Source organism: Herbaspirillum sp. CAH-3 (assembly GCF_009668275.1).
Classification (GTDB): Bacteria; Pseudomonadota; Gammaproteobacteria; order Burkholderiales; family Burkholderiaceae_D; genus Herbaspirillum; species Herbaspirillum aquaticum.
Genome location: NZ_VSWE01000017.1, coordinates 63,519 through 81,057, shown reverse-complemented (window position 1 = coordinate 81,057; position 17,539 = coordinate 63,519). Strand labels below are relative to the sequence as shown.

Annotated in this window: 13 protein-coding genes; 5 read left to right on the top strand and 8 right to left on the bottom strand. The window is 61.4% G+C overall.

The features are described from left to right. Window positions 1-528 precede the first annotated feature (528 nt). Window positions 529-1,101, top strand: a complete 573-nt coding sequence (locus FYB76_RS21265; RefSeq protein ID WP_154134956.1) for an FxDxF family PEP-CTERM protein — start codon at window positions 529-531, stop codon at window positions 1,099-1,101. A gap of 303 nt (window positions 1,102-1,404) precedes the next feature. Here FYB76_RS21265 and FYB76_RS21260 read toward each other — a convergent pair whose 3' ends face one another. Continuing rightward, window positions 1,405-2,367: an acyltransferase family protein gene (locus FYB76_RS21260; RefSeq protein ID WP_154134955.1), complete on the bottom strand. Its 963-nt coding sequence runs from the start codon at window positions 2,365-2,367 to the stop codon at window positions 1,405-1,407. Between the two features lie 975 nt (window positions 2,368-3,342). On the opposite strand from FYB76_RS21260, the gene xth reads away from it, so the two are divergent. Further along, entirely contained in the window at window positions 3,343-4,110 is a 768-nt protein-coding gene (xth, locus tag FYB76_RS21255; RefSeq protein WP_088756982.1) for an exodeoxyribonuclease III, read from the top strand. A gap of 81 nt (window positions 4,111-4,191) precedes the next feature. On the opposite strand, the gene FYB76_RS21250 is transcribed toward xth, so the two are convergent. The 6 genes from FYB76_RS21250 to prpB all read right to left on the bottom strand — a co-directional run bounded on the left by FYB76_RS21250 (window position 4,192) and on the right by prpB (window position 10,124). Continuing rightward, window positions 4,192-4,479 (bottom strand): hypothetical protein, encoded by a 288-nt coding sequence (locus FYB76_RS21250; RefSeq protein ID WP_088757052.1) that lies wholly within the window; start codon window positions 4,477-4,479, stop codon window positions 4,192-4,194. After that, window positions 4,479-4,982, bottom strand: a complete 504-nt coding sequence (locus tag FYB76_RS21245) for an arsinothricin resistance N-acetyltransferase ArsN1 family B (RefSeq protein ID WP_088756983.1) — start codon at window positions 4,980-4,982, stop codon at window positions 4,479-4,481. Before FYB76_RS21245 ends, FYB76_RS21250 begins: the two co-directional genes overlap by 1 nt. A 112-nt stretch (window positions 4,983-5,094) precedes the next feature. Next, entirely contained in the window at window positions 5,095-6,981 is a 1,887-nt protein-coding gene (locus FYB76_RS21240) for a propionate--CoA ligase (protein WP_154134954.1), read from the bottom strand. Window positions 6,982-7,302: 321 nt separating this feature from the next. Further along, window positions 7,303-7,740: a hypothetical protein gene (locus tag FYB76_RS21235; protein ID WP_154134991.1), complete on the bottom strand. Its 438-nt coding sequence runs from the start codon at window positions 7,738-7,740 to the stop codon at window positions 7,303-7,305. 262 nt (window positions 7,741-8,002) lie between these two features. Further along, window positions 8,003-9,157 (bottom strand): 2-methylcitrate synthase, encoded by a 1,155-nt coding sequence (gene prpC / locus FYB76_RS21230; RefSeq protein WP_088756986.1) that lies wholly within the window; start codon window positions 9,155-9,157, stop codon window positions 8,003-8,005. 76 nt (window positions 9,158-9,233) lie between these two features. Continuing rightward, window positions 9,234-10,124 carry a methylisocitrate lyase gene (gene prpB / locus FYB76_RS21225; RefSeq protein WP_088757053.1) on the bottom strand — a complete coding sequence of 297 codons (891 nt, stop codon included), beginning with the start codon at window positions 10,122-10,124 and terminating at the stop codon, window positions 9,234-9,236. A gap of 319 nt (window positions 10,125-10,443) precedes the next feature. On the opposite strand from prpB, the gene prpR reads away from it, so the two are divergent. The 3 genes from prpR (at window position 10,444) to FYB76_RS21210 (ending at window position 15,745) form a co-directional block, all read left to right on the top strand. Continuing rightward, a complete protein-coding gene (gene prpR, locus FYB76_RS21220) occupies window positions 10,444-12,126 on the top strand; it encodes a propionate catabolism operon regulatory protein PrpR (protein WP_154134953.1) in 1,683 nt (560 codons plus the stop codon). A 242-nt stretch (window positions 12,127-12,368) separates the two neighbouring features. After that, window positions 12,369-13,652, top strand: coding sequence for an MFS transporter (locus FYB76_RS21215; protein ID WP_154134952.1), 1,284 nt, complete (start codon window positions 12,369-12,371; stop codon window positions 13,650-13,652). Between the two features lie 461 nt (window positions 13,653-14,113). After that, window positions 14,114-15,745 (top strand): methyl-accepting chemotaxis protein, encoded by a 1,632-nt coding sequence (locus FYB76_RS21210; RefSeq protein WP_370516390.1) that lies wholly within the window; start codon window positions 14,114-14,116, stop codon window positions 15,743-15,745. A 193-nt stretch (window positions 15,746-15,938) separates the two neighbouring features. On the opposite strand, the gene ntrC is transcribed toward FYB76_RS21210, so the two are convergent. Beyond that, window positions 15,939-17,438 (bottom strand): nitrogen regulation protein NR(I), encoded by a 1,500-nt coding sequence (gene ntrC, locus FYB76_RS21205; RefSeq protein ID WP_088756990.1) that lies wholly within the window; start codon window positions 17,436-17,438, stop codon window positions 15,939-15,941. Window positions 17,439-17,539 lie beyond the last annotated feature (101 nt).

Below are 17,539 nucleotides of genomic sequence, written 5' to 3'. Positions count from 1 at the left end.
TGACGCATACGCCTCATCCCTTTCCTCACCCACTGCTGATGAGCTTGCTCTGCTTGCGAATTTTTTTCTTGTAGAGCTGGGCGCTACTGCCGAGCTTCCAATCCGTAAATAGTTCCTGAATATTTTCATGCGTCACTTTTTCTGACGCAAATTTTGTCCTGTTTTTCAGCCGATGAGAGAGAGGCTGTGTTGCCGTAAAAACTTAGTTTCCACATCCAAACAAATTGCCGCACGAGAACCCATATATCGTCGGAAACCCTTTACCAGAGCGACTTCCTGAATTCCTACATCGCAACAGGAGTTACAGGAAAAACGTAATAATTTATTGCAAACGTTAGTATTTTTCCATTATTCTCACTCCGTCTCCTTGAACAAAAATCACAAAGAGAGACGCGATTCCGGCCTTGCCAACATCAACAATAAAACCTGTCGGAATGCTTTTCCCCCTTGCAGTGCTTTCGCAATCAGATACCAATCGAAGTACCCATCGAATACCAACCAATCAATCGAACTGGAAAGAGGTGTGTTATGAAAAAACTGTTGAGCAGTTTCCTTGTCGCGTCCGCATTCGTCGCCATGGCTTCCTCGGCCAGCGCAGCCGATATCGAAAGCACCCGTGCCCTGGTCTGGACTGACGCCACGTCGACCTTCAACGCCCGCTTCGGCGATGGCACGACCGGCCAGACCTTCCTGGAGAACTTCACCTTCAACATCGGCGGCGCCGGTGGCTCGGTGTCCTCGGCACTGGTGTCGATCGCCCTGGACGGCCTTTCGCGCGTGGGCATCAACAGCTTCACCCTGAGCGGCAATGGCAAGACCTACACCGGCTCCCAAATGAGCAGCGGTGACCTGCAAACCTTCGCACTGCGCACCAACGGCCTGACCTCTGGTCTGTACACCCTGTCGGTCGCCGGTACCGTGCTGGGTTCGGCCGGCGGCAGCTTCGCTGGCAACATCAGCATCGCACCGGTGCCGGAAGCTTCGACCACCGCCATGATGATCGGCGGCCTGGGCCTGATCGGCTTTGCGGCCTATCGTCGTCGCAAGGCGGGTGACAAGGGTGACAAGGCGCAGATGAATGCGCAGATGATGCCGGCTTGATTGCCAGGCTTTGATCGTTCTGCCCCGCATGCGGGCACATAACGACAGCAAGACGAAGGGGGGAATGCTTGCGAAGGCGTTCCCCCTTTTTTCTTTTGAAAGAGAACCGAGCGCGCCTTAGACGAGTGGTTTGCGTGCCGTTTTCATGATGGCCATTTGGAGGTCGAACAAGCAAGCGGATGACGGGTGCCCCTCCGCATTCTTGCCAACATGGGCGCTTCATACGTGCATAGCATCGGCGACGAGCGAGGTTGGCTGCAACGAGGTTACATGAAATCCTAAGTCGCAGTCATTTTCTGTTCATCACACACGGCCGTTGAGGACGCGACCCACAGTCCCCATTCTCATCGTAAGAGCAGCAATGATCATGAGGATCATCACCTCGATCACGAAGAGAGCCAGTCCCTCGACGTAGAGATTGATGCGCTGCTCAATCAGATAATTCAACCCGACTATCGGTATGCTGATCTGAGCAAGTTGGGGTAGAAGTGGCAGCCAGGACAGCATACGGGCCATCTGAATAATCAGGAACGTCCCCACCAGTGCGACAACCGTAGAAAGAAGCACCACAGGACCATTTCCGAGATATCCGCTATTCAATTGAACGGTGGGCGTAAACATCGCGGGCACCAACCATGCCAGTACAAGTATTGCGAACCAAAGATAGGAAGTGTCTTTCACAGGAGCGTTAAATAGCTCTTTCAACAGAACTCCGATTTGGAAAAACAGAATGCCAGTCAGCGCGTATCTGATCTGGATCGGCAGAAATTCGGTGTAGGTCGCGGGTGTAATACACAAGAAGATGAGCAGCACTCCAACCAGCGCGCTCCGTGATTTCTTCGCCAGCACCTCCCTGCCAAGGATCTCAAATAGGTAAACAAAGAAAATCGCGTATAAAAACCACAAGGGCGTGCAATTGAACGTGTCGTTCGTTTGCGCAGCACCGGTGAAGGTACCGACGGCGCGATGAATGAATTCAGGAAGGCCGACGGTTCCCCTCAGCACTCGGCCAAGGAAAGGCAAGCCGTTGATTGCGCCAAAGACCCATGCTGGAATGATCAAGCGCTTGAACTTGCTCCAGACAAGATCCGGTTTGGCGGCGGTGCTGGAGAAATGAGTCATCCCGGCGATGATGAAAAAGGCCGGCATGTGGAAGGAGTAAATGAGATGGTTAAGCGTGGGATTGATGCCTTTGGTATGCCCTGCAATCATCAAAAGCAGACATAGCCCCTTCGCAACATCCAAATGGATGCTTCTTTCTTTCATAAATCCCCCACCCCAGCGTAAGGTCATCGGACGAAATATGGCCTAAATGACAACTTCCATCACTATAGCGCATATTCGCCACCTTACGCTACGACTCCCGCAACTCACTTCAATAATGGCCTCGGGGCTAGAGGATGCAAGAGCAATGACTCAAGTGGAACTGTACGGCTAGACCTCTGGCCATAGCGATAAAAGAAGTGAGGCGGCAATGGCTGCTGACCATACGTAGGCAAGCATCTCCCATCCGGAATCGTTCATAAGCTGTTCCCCTGCAGTGAAATACTGGTTGGAACAGACTCGAGCTGATCAACAAATGACTGCAGCTCTGCATACAGCGAATATGCGTCAAGGCGGTCTGAACAAAAGGTTGTCAGACCCAGCACGCCCTCTATAAAGTCAGTACGGCGACGCGCCGACCGAACTGAGATGTCCATTGATTCCCCCGAATCGAAATAGCCCCCAAATCATTACTAAAAATATAACATTTTATTGATGAGCTTTGCTACTTCAAATTTACAATCCAGATTTTGCGTTTTAAAAATGGCATCACAAATCAAGTGTGATCTTTTACGTGGGAGACACTGGGGGTGAGTACCGCAATACCGAGTCATACTGATCGAGAACCTGCGGCACCGACCAGACGGGAGCGCCTATTTGGCTGGCCCATCAGGGCAAAGATTTTCAACTTGGAGGCAGCGAAGCATCGCGAGTGACGCCCGCGGGACCTGTGGATCGGCCAAAGAAGCCCTCCCATCCATTAAGGATCGACGAGCGTTCCACCGGCATTACCGCCACCAGCATTGCCGCCATGATCAAGCAGAACAAGGTCAGCCGCTAATGCTATAGTGCCGCCTCAGCAACGCTTTGCGCACCCGGCCAAGCCCTCAAAAGTGGGTAGTCAGGTGGGTAGCCAGACCAAATTTCCAGCCACCCACACCGCGCAAAGCCGCACCGAACAAGGACTCTGCACACCCTATGAAAATCGCCACCTGGAACGTCAACTCCCTCAAGGTCCGCCTGCCGCAAGTACTGAAATGGCTGGAAGAAAACCCGGTCGACGTACTCTGCCTGCAGGAAACCAAGCTGACCGACGACAAGTTCCCCGCCGCCGAAATCGCAGCCGCCGGTTACCTGGTCGAGTTCTCGGGCCAGAAGACCTACAACGGCGTGGCCATCCTCTCGCGCCATCCGATGACCGACGTGGTCAAGAACAATCCGCTCTTCCCCGATGAACAGCAGCGCATCATCGCTGCCACCATCGAAGGCGTGCGCTATGTCTGTGCCTATATTCCCAACGGCCAGTCGCTGGAATCCGAAAAATATCCCTACAAGCTCAGCTGGCTGGCCGCCCTGCACGAATGGCTGGCCCAGGAAAAGGCGAAGAACCCGCGCCTGGCCCTGCTGGGCGACTACAACATCGCCCCCGAAGACCGCGACGTCCACGACCCGGTCGCCTGGCAAGGCCAGGTGCTGGTCTCGGAACCGGAACGCGAGGCTTTCCGCAAGCTGCAGGCCCTCGGCCTGACCGATTCCTATCGCCTCTTCGAACAACCGGAAAAGATGTACAGCTGGTGGGATTACCGCCAGATGGGCTTCCGCCTCAACCGCGGCCTGCGCATCGACCATATCCTGCTGTCCGAAGAACTGGTACCCCGCTGCACAGCCTGCGTCATCGACAAGGTCCCGCGCAAATGGGAACAACCCTCGGACCACGCACCGGTGATCGCCACCCTGGCGGACTGAGGCGCAAGCCACGTCAGCCATAAAAAAAACGGCAAATGATTTATATCATTTGCCGTTTTTCATTGAACTGCGTACCAGAGACTATTCAACGCCACTTTCAGGTGGCGTTTGCTCTTTCTTGTTGCGCATGTTCTTCTCGAACTGCACATCCAGCTTGCTCACCCGCTTGGCCTTCTGCGGCCCCTGGGCATTGACGAAGCGCACGAAGTCATCCAGCTCCATGGCCTCGTTGAGCTTCTCCAGCGGCTGCCCGGCCACGCGCCGGGTCAGGATGAAACGTTCATCGGAGGTGCGCAGCATGGAATATTCGCGCGATTCGGTGCGTTCGTTCAGGCGCTCGATGGCGCTGGCGGCTCGGGTCGATCTCATCATTGGGCCTCTTGCAGTTTGAGTTGCCAGTATCCCACGTCGATCCAGCGCCCCATCTTGTAACCCACTTCCGTAAACACGCCACAGTGCACGAAGCCCACGCTCTCGTGCAGCGCCACGCTGGCCGGATTGGGCTGGGCAATGCCGCCGATGACCAGGTGCACACCCAGGGGCTTCAACTGCGCAATCAATTCACGATAGAGCTGTTTGCCGATGCCGCGTCCACCGGCATCGTGGCGCAGGTAGACCGAGCTTTCCACCGAGTGCCGGTAAGCCGCGCGCGGCTTCCACTTGCTGGCATAGGCATAGCCCAGCACCTCGCCCTGCTCTTCAAAGACCAGCCAGGGGAAATCGGCCTGCACGTCGGCGATGCGTGCGGCCATGGTCTCGGCACTGACCGCTTCGGTCTCGAAGCTGATGGCGGTGGTCTGCACGTAGTGGTTGTAGATGCCGCAGAGGGCGGGAGCATCGGCAGCGGTGGCCGGGCGGATGGAGGGCGACATGGGCAGGACGGAGTCGAGGAAAATCAGAAGCCCTCAGTGTAACCAAATTACGACGGGTACGGCGCCCCTGCTCCGCTGCAGGGGCGCCGTACCTCGGCGAGAGCAGCGCGAGTCAGCCCTTGATGACCGCGCGCACCTGCTCCAGCGCCGCCGGATCCTCGATGGTGGGCAGGTCGCCCGGATCGCGTCCTTCACAGATGGACTGGATGGCACGGCGCAAGAGCTTGCCCGAGCGCGTCTTGGGCAAGCCGCTGACGAAGAACACCCGCGCCGGCCGGCCCACTGCACCGATCTGCTTGTCCACCACGCCCATGATTTCGGCTTCCAGCGCGCGCCGACCCTCAGGCGTGGCAATCGCATCAGCCTGCTTGGCAATGGCGAAGGCAATCGCGACTTGTCCCTTGAGCTTGTCTTCCACACCGACCACGGCCACCTCGGAGACGTTGGGATGGCTGGAGATGCTCTCCTCGATTTCGCGCGTGCCCAGGCGGTGGCCCGCTACGTTGATGACGTCGTCGGTGCGGCCCAGGATGAAGTAGTAACCATCCTGGTCCTTGATGCCCCAGTCGAAGGTCGAGTACACCTCGCGCGGCAGGCTGCGCCAGTAGGTGTTGACGAAGCGCTCATCGTCGCCATAGACGGTCTGCATGCAGCCCGGCGGCAGTGGCCCTTCGATGGCAACCACACCCTTCTCGCCCGCCGCGCAAGGCGCGCCGGTGGCCTCATCGAGAATGGCCAGGCGGTAGCCCGGCATCGGCACGCCAGGGCTGCCCAGGCGCGTGGGCTTGTCGCTGATGCCCTTGGCGATCGAGATGATGGGCCAGCCCGATTCGGTCTGCCAGTAGTTGTCGATGACCGGCACCTTCAGCGCACCCGAGATCCAGCTCGACGTGGTTTCATCGAGCGGCTCGCCGGCCAGATACAGGGCCTTGAGCGAGGACGTGTCGTAGCGCTCCATGCATTCGGCCGGCTGCTTCTTGAGCACGCGGATGGCCGTGGGCGCGGAAAACATGCGCGTCACCTTGTATTTCTCGACGATGCTCCACCAGATGCCCGCATCGGGCCGGATCGGCAGCCCCTCATAGAGCACCGTCGCCATGCCCGCAATGAGCGGGCCATAGACGATATAGGAGTGGCCCACCACCCAGCCGATGTCGGAGGTGCAGAAGTAGGTCTCACCCGGCTTGCCGCAAAAGATGTGCTGCATCGATGAGGCCAGCGCCACTGCATAGCCGCCCACGTCGCGCTGCACGCCCTTGGGCTTGCCGGTGGTGCCGGAGGTATAGAGCACGTAGCTGGCCTCATTCGACTCCAGCCAGGCAACCGGCACCGGCTGGTCCAGGTGCTGCTCACGCAAGGGCGCGTAGTCGACGTCGCGTTGTGCCGTGCGCGCCATCTCCGCCAGGCCACGATCGACCAGCAAGACCTTCTGCGGCTTGTGCTGCGCCAGGTTGATGGCTTCGTCCAGCAAGCCCTTGTAGGGAATCACCTTGCCGCCACGCGAACCGGCATCGGCCGAGACGATCAGGGTGGGCTGTGCATCATCGATGCGCGAGGCCAGGCTGTTGGAAGCAAAGCCGCCGAACACCACCGAATGCACCGCGCCGATGCGGGCGCAGGCCAGCATGGCGAAGACCGCTTCGGCGATCATCGGCATGTAGATCAGCACGCGGTCGCCGCGCCGCACGCCCAGGGACAGCATGCTGGCCGCCATGGCCTGCACTTCGCGATGCAGCTCGGCAAAGTCGTAGACGCGTTCGCTGTTGGTCTCGGTGGAGATGGCAATGAGTGCCGCCTGTTTGCCGCGTTCGCCCAAGTGGCGATCCACAGCATTGAAGCAGAGATTGGTGGTGCCGCCGATGAACCAGCGTGCGAAGGGCGCGCGGGAATAATCGAGGGTGCGGGTGAAGGGCTTGTCCCAATGGATGCGCTGCGCTTCTTCTGCCCAATAGGCCTCAGGCTGCTCGATGGAACGGCGATGGAAATCCTCGTATTGCATGACGTCTCCTCATGTCTTTCGAATTGAAAACCGCTGTCGGCCTTGCACGGCGTGGCTTGCAGGCCGATGGTCGCGTGGCTCTGGAGCATGTGCAAAAAGCGTCTTTGCCATGCGTGGCCCTCATGCGACGATGAAACCAGTCTTGCACCTGAATCTTACGAGGGGCTGAATCCGTCGCTTGCGCAAGCGATCTTGGATGATTCAAATCAAGCGGGAGCGATGCCGGCAGCAAGACGCCATTGGCATGACAAGGGAGGAAGGAATGCGAGGTGGAAAGAACGCGCCGGCGTCAGGCCTGCACGACGGCGCGGCGCTGCAATGTCAGCGCGTGCGGCAGTCGTTGGCCAGCTGCTGCCCGACCTTGGAATTGAGCAGCATGGACTTCGACGGGATCTGGATCCACACCAGGCCTTCGCCCTTGTTCTCCAGACGCACTGCACCGGTCGAGGTGCTGACCGGATTCATCATGTAACTGCTGCCCTTCCACACCAGCGTGACGCCATCGGTCACGCGGCCATCCATGCGGATTTCGACCTTGTTGCCCATCTCGCAGCTGAAGGCACCGGTCTTGAGTTGCGTAGCCCAGCTCGGCTGTGTGGCCGCAGGCGATTGCAGCAGCTGCGGCAGCACCGGCTTGGTCTCGGTGACCGGTACGGGCGTGGATGAACAAGCGGACAGTGCAACGGTCAAGGCACCGGCCAGTGCGAAGGAAGTCAGGGGCAATGCGGAAAGACGGCGGGAAACGATGGCAGCAATCATCGGATGATCCATGGAGAGTCAGGGGTGGACGCGGGGGCGGAAAAGATCCGACCGCATCTTAGCAAGTTATTGCACCTGACTCGACCACATGTAACGCTTGTTACAAATCTGCCTGCGCACTGCCATTGTCCCCGGGGAATGGGGCGGCCGACACGCGCCAGCCGCCGCTTCCTTCTTCTTGCTGCGCCCTCTCCCTCTCTTGCCCCTCATGCCCGCGCCATCGCGCCATCGGCTCATGACGCAACTGCGCGGGCGCTTGCTCTTACTTGCGCTTGCCGATCGGCACGAACTTCAGGTCTTCCGGGCCCACGTAGTTGGCCGAGGGGCGGATGATCTTGTTGTCGATGCGCTGTTCGATGATGTGCGCAGCCCAGCCCGAGGTACGGGCGATGACGAACAGCGGCGTGAACATCGCCGTCGGCACGCCCATCATGTGGTAGGACACGGCCGAGAACCAGTCCAGGTTGGGGAACATCTTCTTGATGTCCCACATGACCGTTTCCAGGCGTTCGGCGATGTCGAACATCTTGGTGGAGCCGGCTTCCTTGGAGAGCTTGCGCGCCACTTCCTTGATGACCTTGTTGCGCGGGTCGGAGATGGTGTAGACCGGGTGGCCGAAACCGATCACCACTTCCTTGTTCTCGACGCGGCGGCGGATATCGGCTTCTGCTTCGTCGGGGTTGTCGTAGCGCTTCTGGATCTCGAAGGCCACTTCATTGGCACCGCCGTGCTTGGGGCCGCGCAGTGCGCCGATGGCGCCGGTGATGGCCGAATACATGTCCGATCCGGTACCGGCAATGACGCGGCCGGTGAAGGTGGAGGCGTTGAATTCGTGTTCCGCGTACAGGATCAGCGAGGTATGCATGGCCTTCTCCCAGGCCTCGGAAGGCTTCTCACCGTGCAGCAGGTGCAGGAAATGCGCGCCGATGGAATCATCATCGGTCTCGACCTCGATGCGGTTGCCGTTGTGGCTGTAGTGGTACCAGTACAGCAGCATGGAACCGAGCGACGCCATCAGGCGGTCGGCGATGTCACGCGCGCCGGGGGTGTTGTGGTCATCCTTCTCGGGCAAGACGCAACCCAGCGCGGAGACACCGGTGCGCATCACGTCCATCGGATGCGAGGCTGCAGGCAGCCATTCCAGCGCCGCCTTGACGTTGGCCGGCAGGCCGCGCAGGGCCTTGAGCTTGGCCTTGTAGGCGCGCAGTTCGGCGGCGGTGGGCAGCTTGCCATGCACCAGCAGGTGGGCGATTTCCTCGAACTCGCAGCTGTCGGCCACATCCAGGATGTCGTAGCCGCGATAGTGCAGGTCATTGCCGGTCTTGCCGACGGTACACAAGGCGGTGTTGCCGGCGGTGACGCCGGAGAGGGCAACGGATTTCTTGGGCTTGAAACCGGGGGTTTGCTGATCGCTCATCGTGTTCTCCTCGTAGTCTGTATTAGGTCAAAGCTAATTATCGGAAGCGGGTATTCAGTTTTGCGTTGATGTCGTCTTACTTGTTCTTCTGCTGTGCAAACAACGCATCCAGACGCTGCTCGTAGCTGTGGTAATCGATGCGGTCATAGAGTTCCATGCGGGTCTGCATGGTGTCGACCACGTTCTTCTGGGTGCCGTCACGGCGGATCGCCTGGTAGACGTTTTCGGCCGCCTTGTTCATGGCGCGGAAGGCCGAGAGCGGATAGAGCACCAGGCCCACATCGGCGCCCTTCAGTTCGTCCACAGTAAACAGCGGGGTCGAGCCGAATTCGGTAATGTTGGCCAGGATCGGCACCTTCACCGCATTGGCGAACTGCTTGTACATGGCCAGGTCGGTGATGGCTTCCGGGAAGATCATGTCGGCACCGGCCTCCACGCAGGCGACGGCGCGTTCGATGGCGGCGTCCAGTCCTTCGACGGCCAGCGCATCGGTGCGCGCCATGATCACGAAGTTCTCATCGGTGCGGGCATCGACGGCGGCCTTGATGCGGTCCACCATTTCCTGCTTGCTGACGATTTCCTTGTTGGGACGATGACCGCAGCGCTTGGCGCCGACCTGGTCTTCGATGTGCATGGCGGCCGCGCCGAACTTGATCATGGACTTGACCGTGCGCGCCACGTTGAAGGCCGAGGCACCGAAGCCGGTATCGACGTCCACCAGCAGCGGCAGGTCGCAGACGTCGGTGATGCGGCGCACGTCAGTGAGCACGTCATCCAGGTTGGAGATGCCCAGGTCGGGCAGGCCCAGCGAACCCGCGGCCACGCCGCCGCCGGACAGGTAGATCGCACGGAAGCCGGCCCGCTTGGCCAGCAGGGCGTGATTGGCGTTGATGGCGCCGATGACTTGCAAGGGGGATTCTTCCTGGACGGCCTGGCGGAACGCTGCGCCTGCGGAGTGGAGAGCCATGGTGGACACCTTCTCGATGAGGTTGAAATACTGGAAAGTCGGATGGTCTGGCTGCGGCCGGGCGGGGAAACACAGCACCCGCCCTGCGACACATGCGTTCATCATTGCAACGGCCGTGCCATCGCAGTGCAGCATTGCCTGGCGCAAGGCCTGAAGAAACCTTCATCTCGCATGGAACCGCCGTGGGACAAGGCTTGCAGGCTGCCCTTCCGATGCCCTTGACAGAGGTGCTGCACCTCCTCCCCCTTGATGTACCGCAACCGGAGGCGTTTCATCAGTGTTACATTAACGTTTCACTGAAACGCCGCAAACACCTGTCATGAAACGCCCTGCCCCCGCTGACCGCCTGGCCGACAAACCCGTGATCTGGACCGTGTCCGTGTCGCGGCTCTCGGAACTCTTCCGCGACATCACGCTGGAGTTCGACGGCGTGGCCGATATCGAGCCCATTCATCTCGGCTTCGACGAGGCCGTGCGCGCCATTCGCGAGCGCCTGGCCAGCGAGCGCTGCGATGTGGTGATCTCGGCCGGCTCCAACGGCGCTTACCTCAAGAGCCGCCTGCCGGTGCCGGTGGTGGTGGCGCGCGCCAGCGGCTTCGACGTGATGCAGGCGCTGGCCCGCGCCCGCCAGATCAGCGCGCGCATCGGGCTGGTCACCTACCAGGAGGCGATGCCGGCCCTGGCCGAGTTCCAGCAGATGTTCGGGCTGGACATTGCCCAGCGCACCTACGCCACCGAGGAAGATGCGCGTGCCGTGGTGCAGGAACTGAAAGCCGGCGGCGTGCAGGCGGTGGTCGGGGCGGGCCTCATCACCGACCTGGCCGAGGAAGCGGGAATGCAGGGCATCTTCCTCTACTCCTCGGCCACGGTGCGCCAGGCCTTTGAAGATGCGCTGGAACTGGCGCGCCTGACGCAGCTGGAAAGCACGCGCGGCCCCAGCCTGCCCGTGGCCGACAGCCTGCGCGCACGGCATCACCTGAAGGACTTGCGCGGCGATTCGGAAGTGATGGAAACGGTGCGCCAGTCCATCACCCTCTTTGCGCGCTCGCCGGCCAACGTGCTGATCCAGGGCGAGACCGGCACCGGCAAGGAACTGGCGGCGCAAGCCATCCATCGCGCCCATCCGCGCATGCAGGGCAAGACCCAGGCCGCCCACCCCTTCGTGGCCATCAATTGCGGCGCGCTGGCTGAATCGCTGCTCGAATCCGAACTGTTCGGTTATGAGGAAGGCGCATTCACCGGCTCACGCCGTGGCGGACGCGCCGGTGTCTTTGAAGCGGCGCATCGCGGCACGCTGCTGCTCGATGAAATCGGCGAGATGCCGCTGCCGCTGCAGACACGCCTGCTGCGCGTGCTGGAAGAGCGCGAGGTCGTGCGCGTGGGCGGCACGCGGCCCATTGCGGTCCAGGTGCGCATCATCAGCGCCACGCACTGCGACCTGGAAGCGCGGGTGCGTGATGGCCGTTTTCGCGCGGACCTGTATTACCGGCTCAGCGTACTGCGTTTGCAGTTGCCGCCCTTGCGGGCGCGCCGCGAGGATATTGCCGCGCTGGCCGAATGGCATCTCAAGCATGCGCTGGCCGCACTGGATGCACGTCCGCATGCCAACCTGGGCGCGGAGCTCCTGCGCTGCGCGCCGCTGCTGGGCGCCTATGACTGGCCGGGCAACGTGCGCGAGCTGCGCAACCTGATGGAGAGGCTGGCCCTGTTCCTGGCCGCAGAACCATTGCAGGCGCTCACCCCCGCGCTGATCCAGCGGGTGGCACCGGAGCTGGCGGGGATGGCTGGAATGGCGCAGCCGCTGCTGTCGAGCGCGGCAGAAATGGTGGCACCGCATGCGCTGACCTCTCCCGACATCGCCCCCGACGCTGACGCCATTGAAGCCGCACTGCGTCGCTTCCGAGGCAACCGCGCCGCTGCGGCGCGCCATCTCGGGATCAGCCGCACCACCCTCTGGCGCAAGCTCAAGGAAGCCGAAGCGCAGCCGAAAGCCCAGGCGTGAGTCTGCATGCACGGGAAACGAGAAAATGATTTCGCAAAACCAGCTGTGCGTCCTGCCTCCTGATAATCCCCCGCACTGCGCCTTGACAGTGCCGCATCGCGCCGCCTATCCTCGCCCGCTGTAACGGCCCCGGCCGTCACAGGGAGCCCACAACCAACCATACACAGCCAGGCAGCCTCCTGCCCCGCCAGGGTCAGAACGGCGTGCTGCTCCTCCATCCACGTATCCATCAGGGAGTCTCCATGACCAGCAACACCACGGCGCCTGGCGCCGGCACCACGCATCCGCAGGCGCGGCGTGCGATCATCTCGTCCTCCATCGGCAATGCGCTCGAATGGTTCGACATCCTCATCTATGGCGCCTTTGCCGTCGTCATCGCCAAACAGTTCTTCCCTACGGGCGACGACAGCGTCTCGCTGCTGCTGACCTTCGCCACCTTCGGCGTGTCCTTCTTCATGCGTCCGCTGGGCGCGGTGGTGCTGGGCGCCTACTCCGACCGTGCAGGCCGCAAGGCGGCGCTGATGCTGTCCATCATGCTCATGACCATCGGCACGGCCATGATCGCCTTCATGCCCAGCTACGCCAGCATCGGCCTGCTGGCACCGGCCGGCATCGCGCTGGGCAAGATGATCCAGGGCTTCTCCGCCGGTGGCGAATTCGGCAGCTCCACCGCCTTCCTGGTGGAACACGCCCCGCATCGCCGTGGTTTCTTCTCCAGCTGGCAGGTGGCCAGCCAGGGCATCAGCCTGCTGCTGGCGGCCATCTTCGGCGCCGTGCTCAACAACATGCTCACCCCCGAGCAACTGGCCTCCTGGGGCTGGCGCGTGCCCTTCATCTTCGGTTTGCTGATCGCACCGGCCGGCATCTATATCCGCCGCCACCTGGATGAAGCGCCCGAGTTCAAGGAATCGAGCGAAAAGACCGATGCGCCGCTGCGCGATACCTTCGCACACCAGAAGATGCGCCTCTTGATCGGTGCCGGCAGCGTCATCATGGCCACCGTCTCGGTGTACCTGTCGCTGTACATCCCGACCTATGCGGTCAAGCAGCTGGGCCTGCCGGCCTGGTCCTCGTTTGCCGCCATGTCGGTGGCCGGCCTGATCATGTTCATCGGCTCGCCGCTGGTGGGCGCCCTGTCCGACAAGATCGGCCGCACGCCCTTCATGATCACCAGCAGCGCGCTCTACATCGTGCTGACCTATCCGATGTTCGTGTTCCTGACCAACTCGCCGGGCTTCCTGCAACTGCTGTTGCTGCAGACCGTCATCGGCGTGCTCATGACCATGTATTTCGCCTCCATGCCAGCCCTGCTGGCCGACATCTTCCCGGTGGCCACGCGCGGCACCGGCATGTCGCTGGCCTATAACATCGCCGTGACCATCTTCGGCGGCTTCGCCGGCCTGATCATCACCTGGCTGATCGACTTCACCGGCAACAAGCTGTCGGTGAGCTACTTCGTCATCTTCGGCGCGGTATTGAGCCTGATCGCCACGCTGGCGGCGCGTTTCGTGCTGCGCCTGCGCTGACCGGAAACAGCCCGGTGCCACAAATCAAAATGATATAAATCATTTACTGCTGTTGAACGGATCGAGTGTCGCTGCGACAGCGACTCCCGCTCCGTCCGTGGCACACCCGCCCGATGGCCAGGATCCCGCGATCCTGGCCATTTTTCTTGATGAAATCCTCATTGCCTGCGCACGAGGCAATTTGTCAGCTTTGATCGATATGCTGTGCACTTCGGTCAACTTGTTGCCAATGTATATTTATGTTTTGACATGCATAATTTGAATAGTGTTTCTGTTTGGCCTCATCCCGTCAAATTCATCTTGAATTTGGGCAAGACTGCCATTACAGTTCAAGGCGCTTCCCCCGGAGCTCATCCTGACGGCCTTGCCGCTCTCCCTTGCAGGCCTTGCGCCTGCGCCGGAAACATCATCCACCCTTTGTCTGCCGTCCATGGCGGCAGGCCAGCCCCCAGAGGGATGTCGTGAATTTCAGACAGACCAAAGTTGCCACCCAGCTTATGTTGGGTTTTTCCGTTTTGATCCTCTTCATGGCCGTGCTTGGTGCAGCGGCCTGGTACGGACTCAATACCGTCGAAGCACAGCTCAGCGAAGTGCAGACCAACCTGATGCCCAGCGTGGCCACGGCCAAGACCATGCAGGCCGAGATCCGCGCCTTCAACCTGGCCCAATATCGCGCGCTCACGGCCAATGATGCGCAACGCATGCAGGACGCCCGCACGCGCCTGACTGCCTCGCTGGGGCGCTACACCAGTGCCGCCGATCAGTATCGTCCGCTCATCCATACGTCCGAGGAGCAAGCCGCCTACGATGAACTGCAAGCCCTGCTGCCGAAGTACCTGGCCGTGAGCCAGCAGATGCTGGCCGCGCTGGAGCAAGGCCGGCAGGAGCAGGCGGTGGACATCATGAAAGATCAACTCTTCCCGCTGCGCGCGGCGATGGAAGTGCAGATCCAGCGTCTCATCACCGTCAACGAAAAGGGCGTCGCCGAAGCCGCCACCAACGCCCGCGACGCCTATGCCAGCAGCCGCATGCTGATCATCGGCCTGACCCTGGCGTCGGCGCTGATCGGCCTGCTGATCGCGCTGCTGATCAGCCGCCGCCTCACGCGCCAGCTGGGTGGCGAGCCAGCTGAAGCGATGTGGCTGTCGGCCCAGATCGCCGCCGGCAACCTGACCGCGCAACTGCAACTGCGCAAGGATGACCGCGCCAGCCTGATGCATTCGCTCATGACCATGCGCGAACAGCTGGCCGGCCTGGTCGGCCAGATCCAGCAGGCCAGCGGCGCCATCCACGTGGCCGCACGCGAAATCGCCCAGGGCAATACCGATCTCTCGCAGCGCACCGAAGAACAGGCCGCCTCGCTGGAGGAAACTGCCTCCAGCATGGAACAGCTGACCAGCACCGTGCAGCAGAATACCGACCACGCCCGCAAGGCCAGCCACGTCGCCAGTGCCGGTGCCGATGTGGCCCGCCGTGGTGAAACGGAAATCGCGCAAGTGGTCAGCACCATGCGCGAGATCGCCGTCAGCTCGCACCAGATGTCGGACATCATCACCGTCATCGAAGGCATCGCTTTCCAGACCAATATCCTGGCCCTCAATGCCGCCGTGGAAGCGGCACGCGCCGGCGAGAACGGTCGCGGTTTCGCCGTGGTGGCCACCGAAGTGCGCGCGCTGGCCCAGCGCAGCGCCGGTGCCGCCAAGGAAATCAAGGGACTCATCGAAGGTTCGGTCAACCGCATCCGGAGCGGCACGACACTGGTGGAAACGGCCGGTGGCACCATCGCCGAAGTCATGCGCGCCTCGGTCGATACCACCCGCATCATCAGCGACATCGCGCATGCCTCGGAAGAGCAAAGCGCCGGCATCACGCAGATCAACGCAGCCATCCTGCAGATGGACCAGGTCACGCAGCAGAACGCCGCGTTGGTGGAACAGGCCGCCGCTGCCGCCCAGGCCATGATGCAGCAGGCCGAACAATTGACGGCGGCGGCATCGGTGTTCCACATCGATGCGCAGCTCCTGCATGCCGCACCGCTCATGCCCGCCCTGGGCACGAATGGCCAGCCGCCCATGCCGCGCCTTGCCATGTGAACGCGCCCTCTTGCTGAATCAGCCAAATGATTTAAATTTTATAAATCGTTTATCGGCAGCAGCAATAAAAATGGCCTGGATCTCGCGATCCAGGCCATTTCCTTTTTTGTGGCCGCCGCCTCTTCCCCTTGCTGATCCTGCCCACGCGGCGGCTCGCGGGCAGGCCTCCCCTGCTTGATGGTGTCGCTGCGCGTCAGTCGTCTTCCGCGCCGCCGATGCCCAGTTCCTGGATCTTGCGGGTGATGGTGTTGCGACCGATGCCCAGGCGCACGGCAGCATCGTTCTTGCGGCCGTGGGTGTGTTTCAGGGCGATCTTGATGAGCGCCGCTTCGAACTGGCGACCGAGGATGTCCATCACCTCGGGCTGTTCGGAGGCCAGCATCTGCGCGGCCTCCACTTCCAGCAGCGAGATCCAGTTGCCGGCCGCCGCTTCGGCGGGTGCGGCAGCAGCCGCCGGATCGGCATACGCCACCGGGGCGGCCACGGCAGCCGCCGAGGCGGGCGCGGAGACGGTCTGCGCCGGTTGCGGTGCATGCACGCGTTCTTCCACCAGGTCCTGCGGCAGGTCCTTGATCTCGACCGTCTGGCCCGGGGCCATCACGGTGATCCAGTTGCACAGGTTTTCCAGCTGGCGCACGTTGCCGGGGAACTCCAGCTGCGACAGGAACTGCATGGCCTGCGGCGACAGGCGCTTGGCTTCCACGCCCAGCTGGCGCGCGCTCTGTGCCAGGAAGTAGCGGGCCAGGATGGGAATGTCTTCGCTGCGTTCGCGCAGGCTGGGCAGGCGCAGGCGGATCACGTTCAGGCGATGGTACAAGTCCTCGCGGAACAAACCTTCACGTACACGCTGCTCCAGGTTCTGGTGGGTGGCCGCAATGACGCGAACGTTGGCCTTCAGCGATTGATGGCCGCCCACGCGATAGAAGTGACCGTCGGAGAGCACCCGCAACAGGCGCGTCTGCAGGTCCAGCGGCATGTCGCCGATTTCATCGAGGAACAGCGTGCCGCCTTCGGCCTGCTCGAAACGGCCACGGCGCATGGCTTGCGCGCCGGTGAAAGCGCCGCGTTCATGGCCGAACAGTTCGGATTCCAGCAAGTCCTTGGGGATGGCTGCGGTATTGAGCGCCACGAAAGGCTGGCTGGCGCGCGGGCTGTGCTTGTGCAGGGCACGCGCCACCAGCTCCTTGCCGGAACCGGATTCACCGGTGATGAGCACCGTGACATTGGATTGCGACAGGCGGCCGATGGCGCGGAACACGTCCTGCATCGCAGGGGCCTGCCCGAGGATTTCGGGGGTCTGGGCAGCGCCCTGTTCGATGTCGGTTTCGCGCAGGCTCTCGTCGAGCGCGCGGCGAATCAGTTCGACCGCCTTGTCGACGTCGAAGGGCTTGGCCAGGTATTCGAAGGCGCCGCCCTGGAAGGCAGAGACCGCCGAATCCAGGTCCGAGAAAGCGGTGATGATGATCACCGGGATGCCGGGGTGCTTGGCCTTGATGGTCTGCAGCAGTTCCAGGCCGGAGGCGCCTGGCATGCGGATGTCGGACACCAGCACTTGCGGCGTGCCGTTCTGCAGGGCTGCCATCGCATCGCGTGCGCTGGAAAAACTCTGCGTGGCGAGATTTTCTCGGGCCAGGGCTTTTTCGAGCACCCAGCGTATCGATTCGTCGTCGTCAACAATCCAGATTGGCTTCATAAATAACTTCTTCCTGCGTTGGTCATGCTGTTAATGCTCCCGCGATCCACGGCGCTTCTGGCGCCCTGTCCGCAGCCCCCTTGGTGGACCGGATGCCCGGC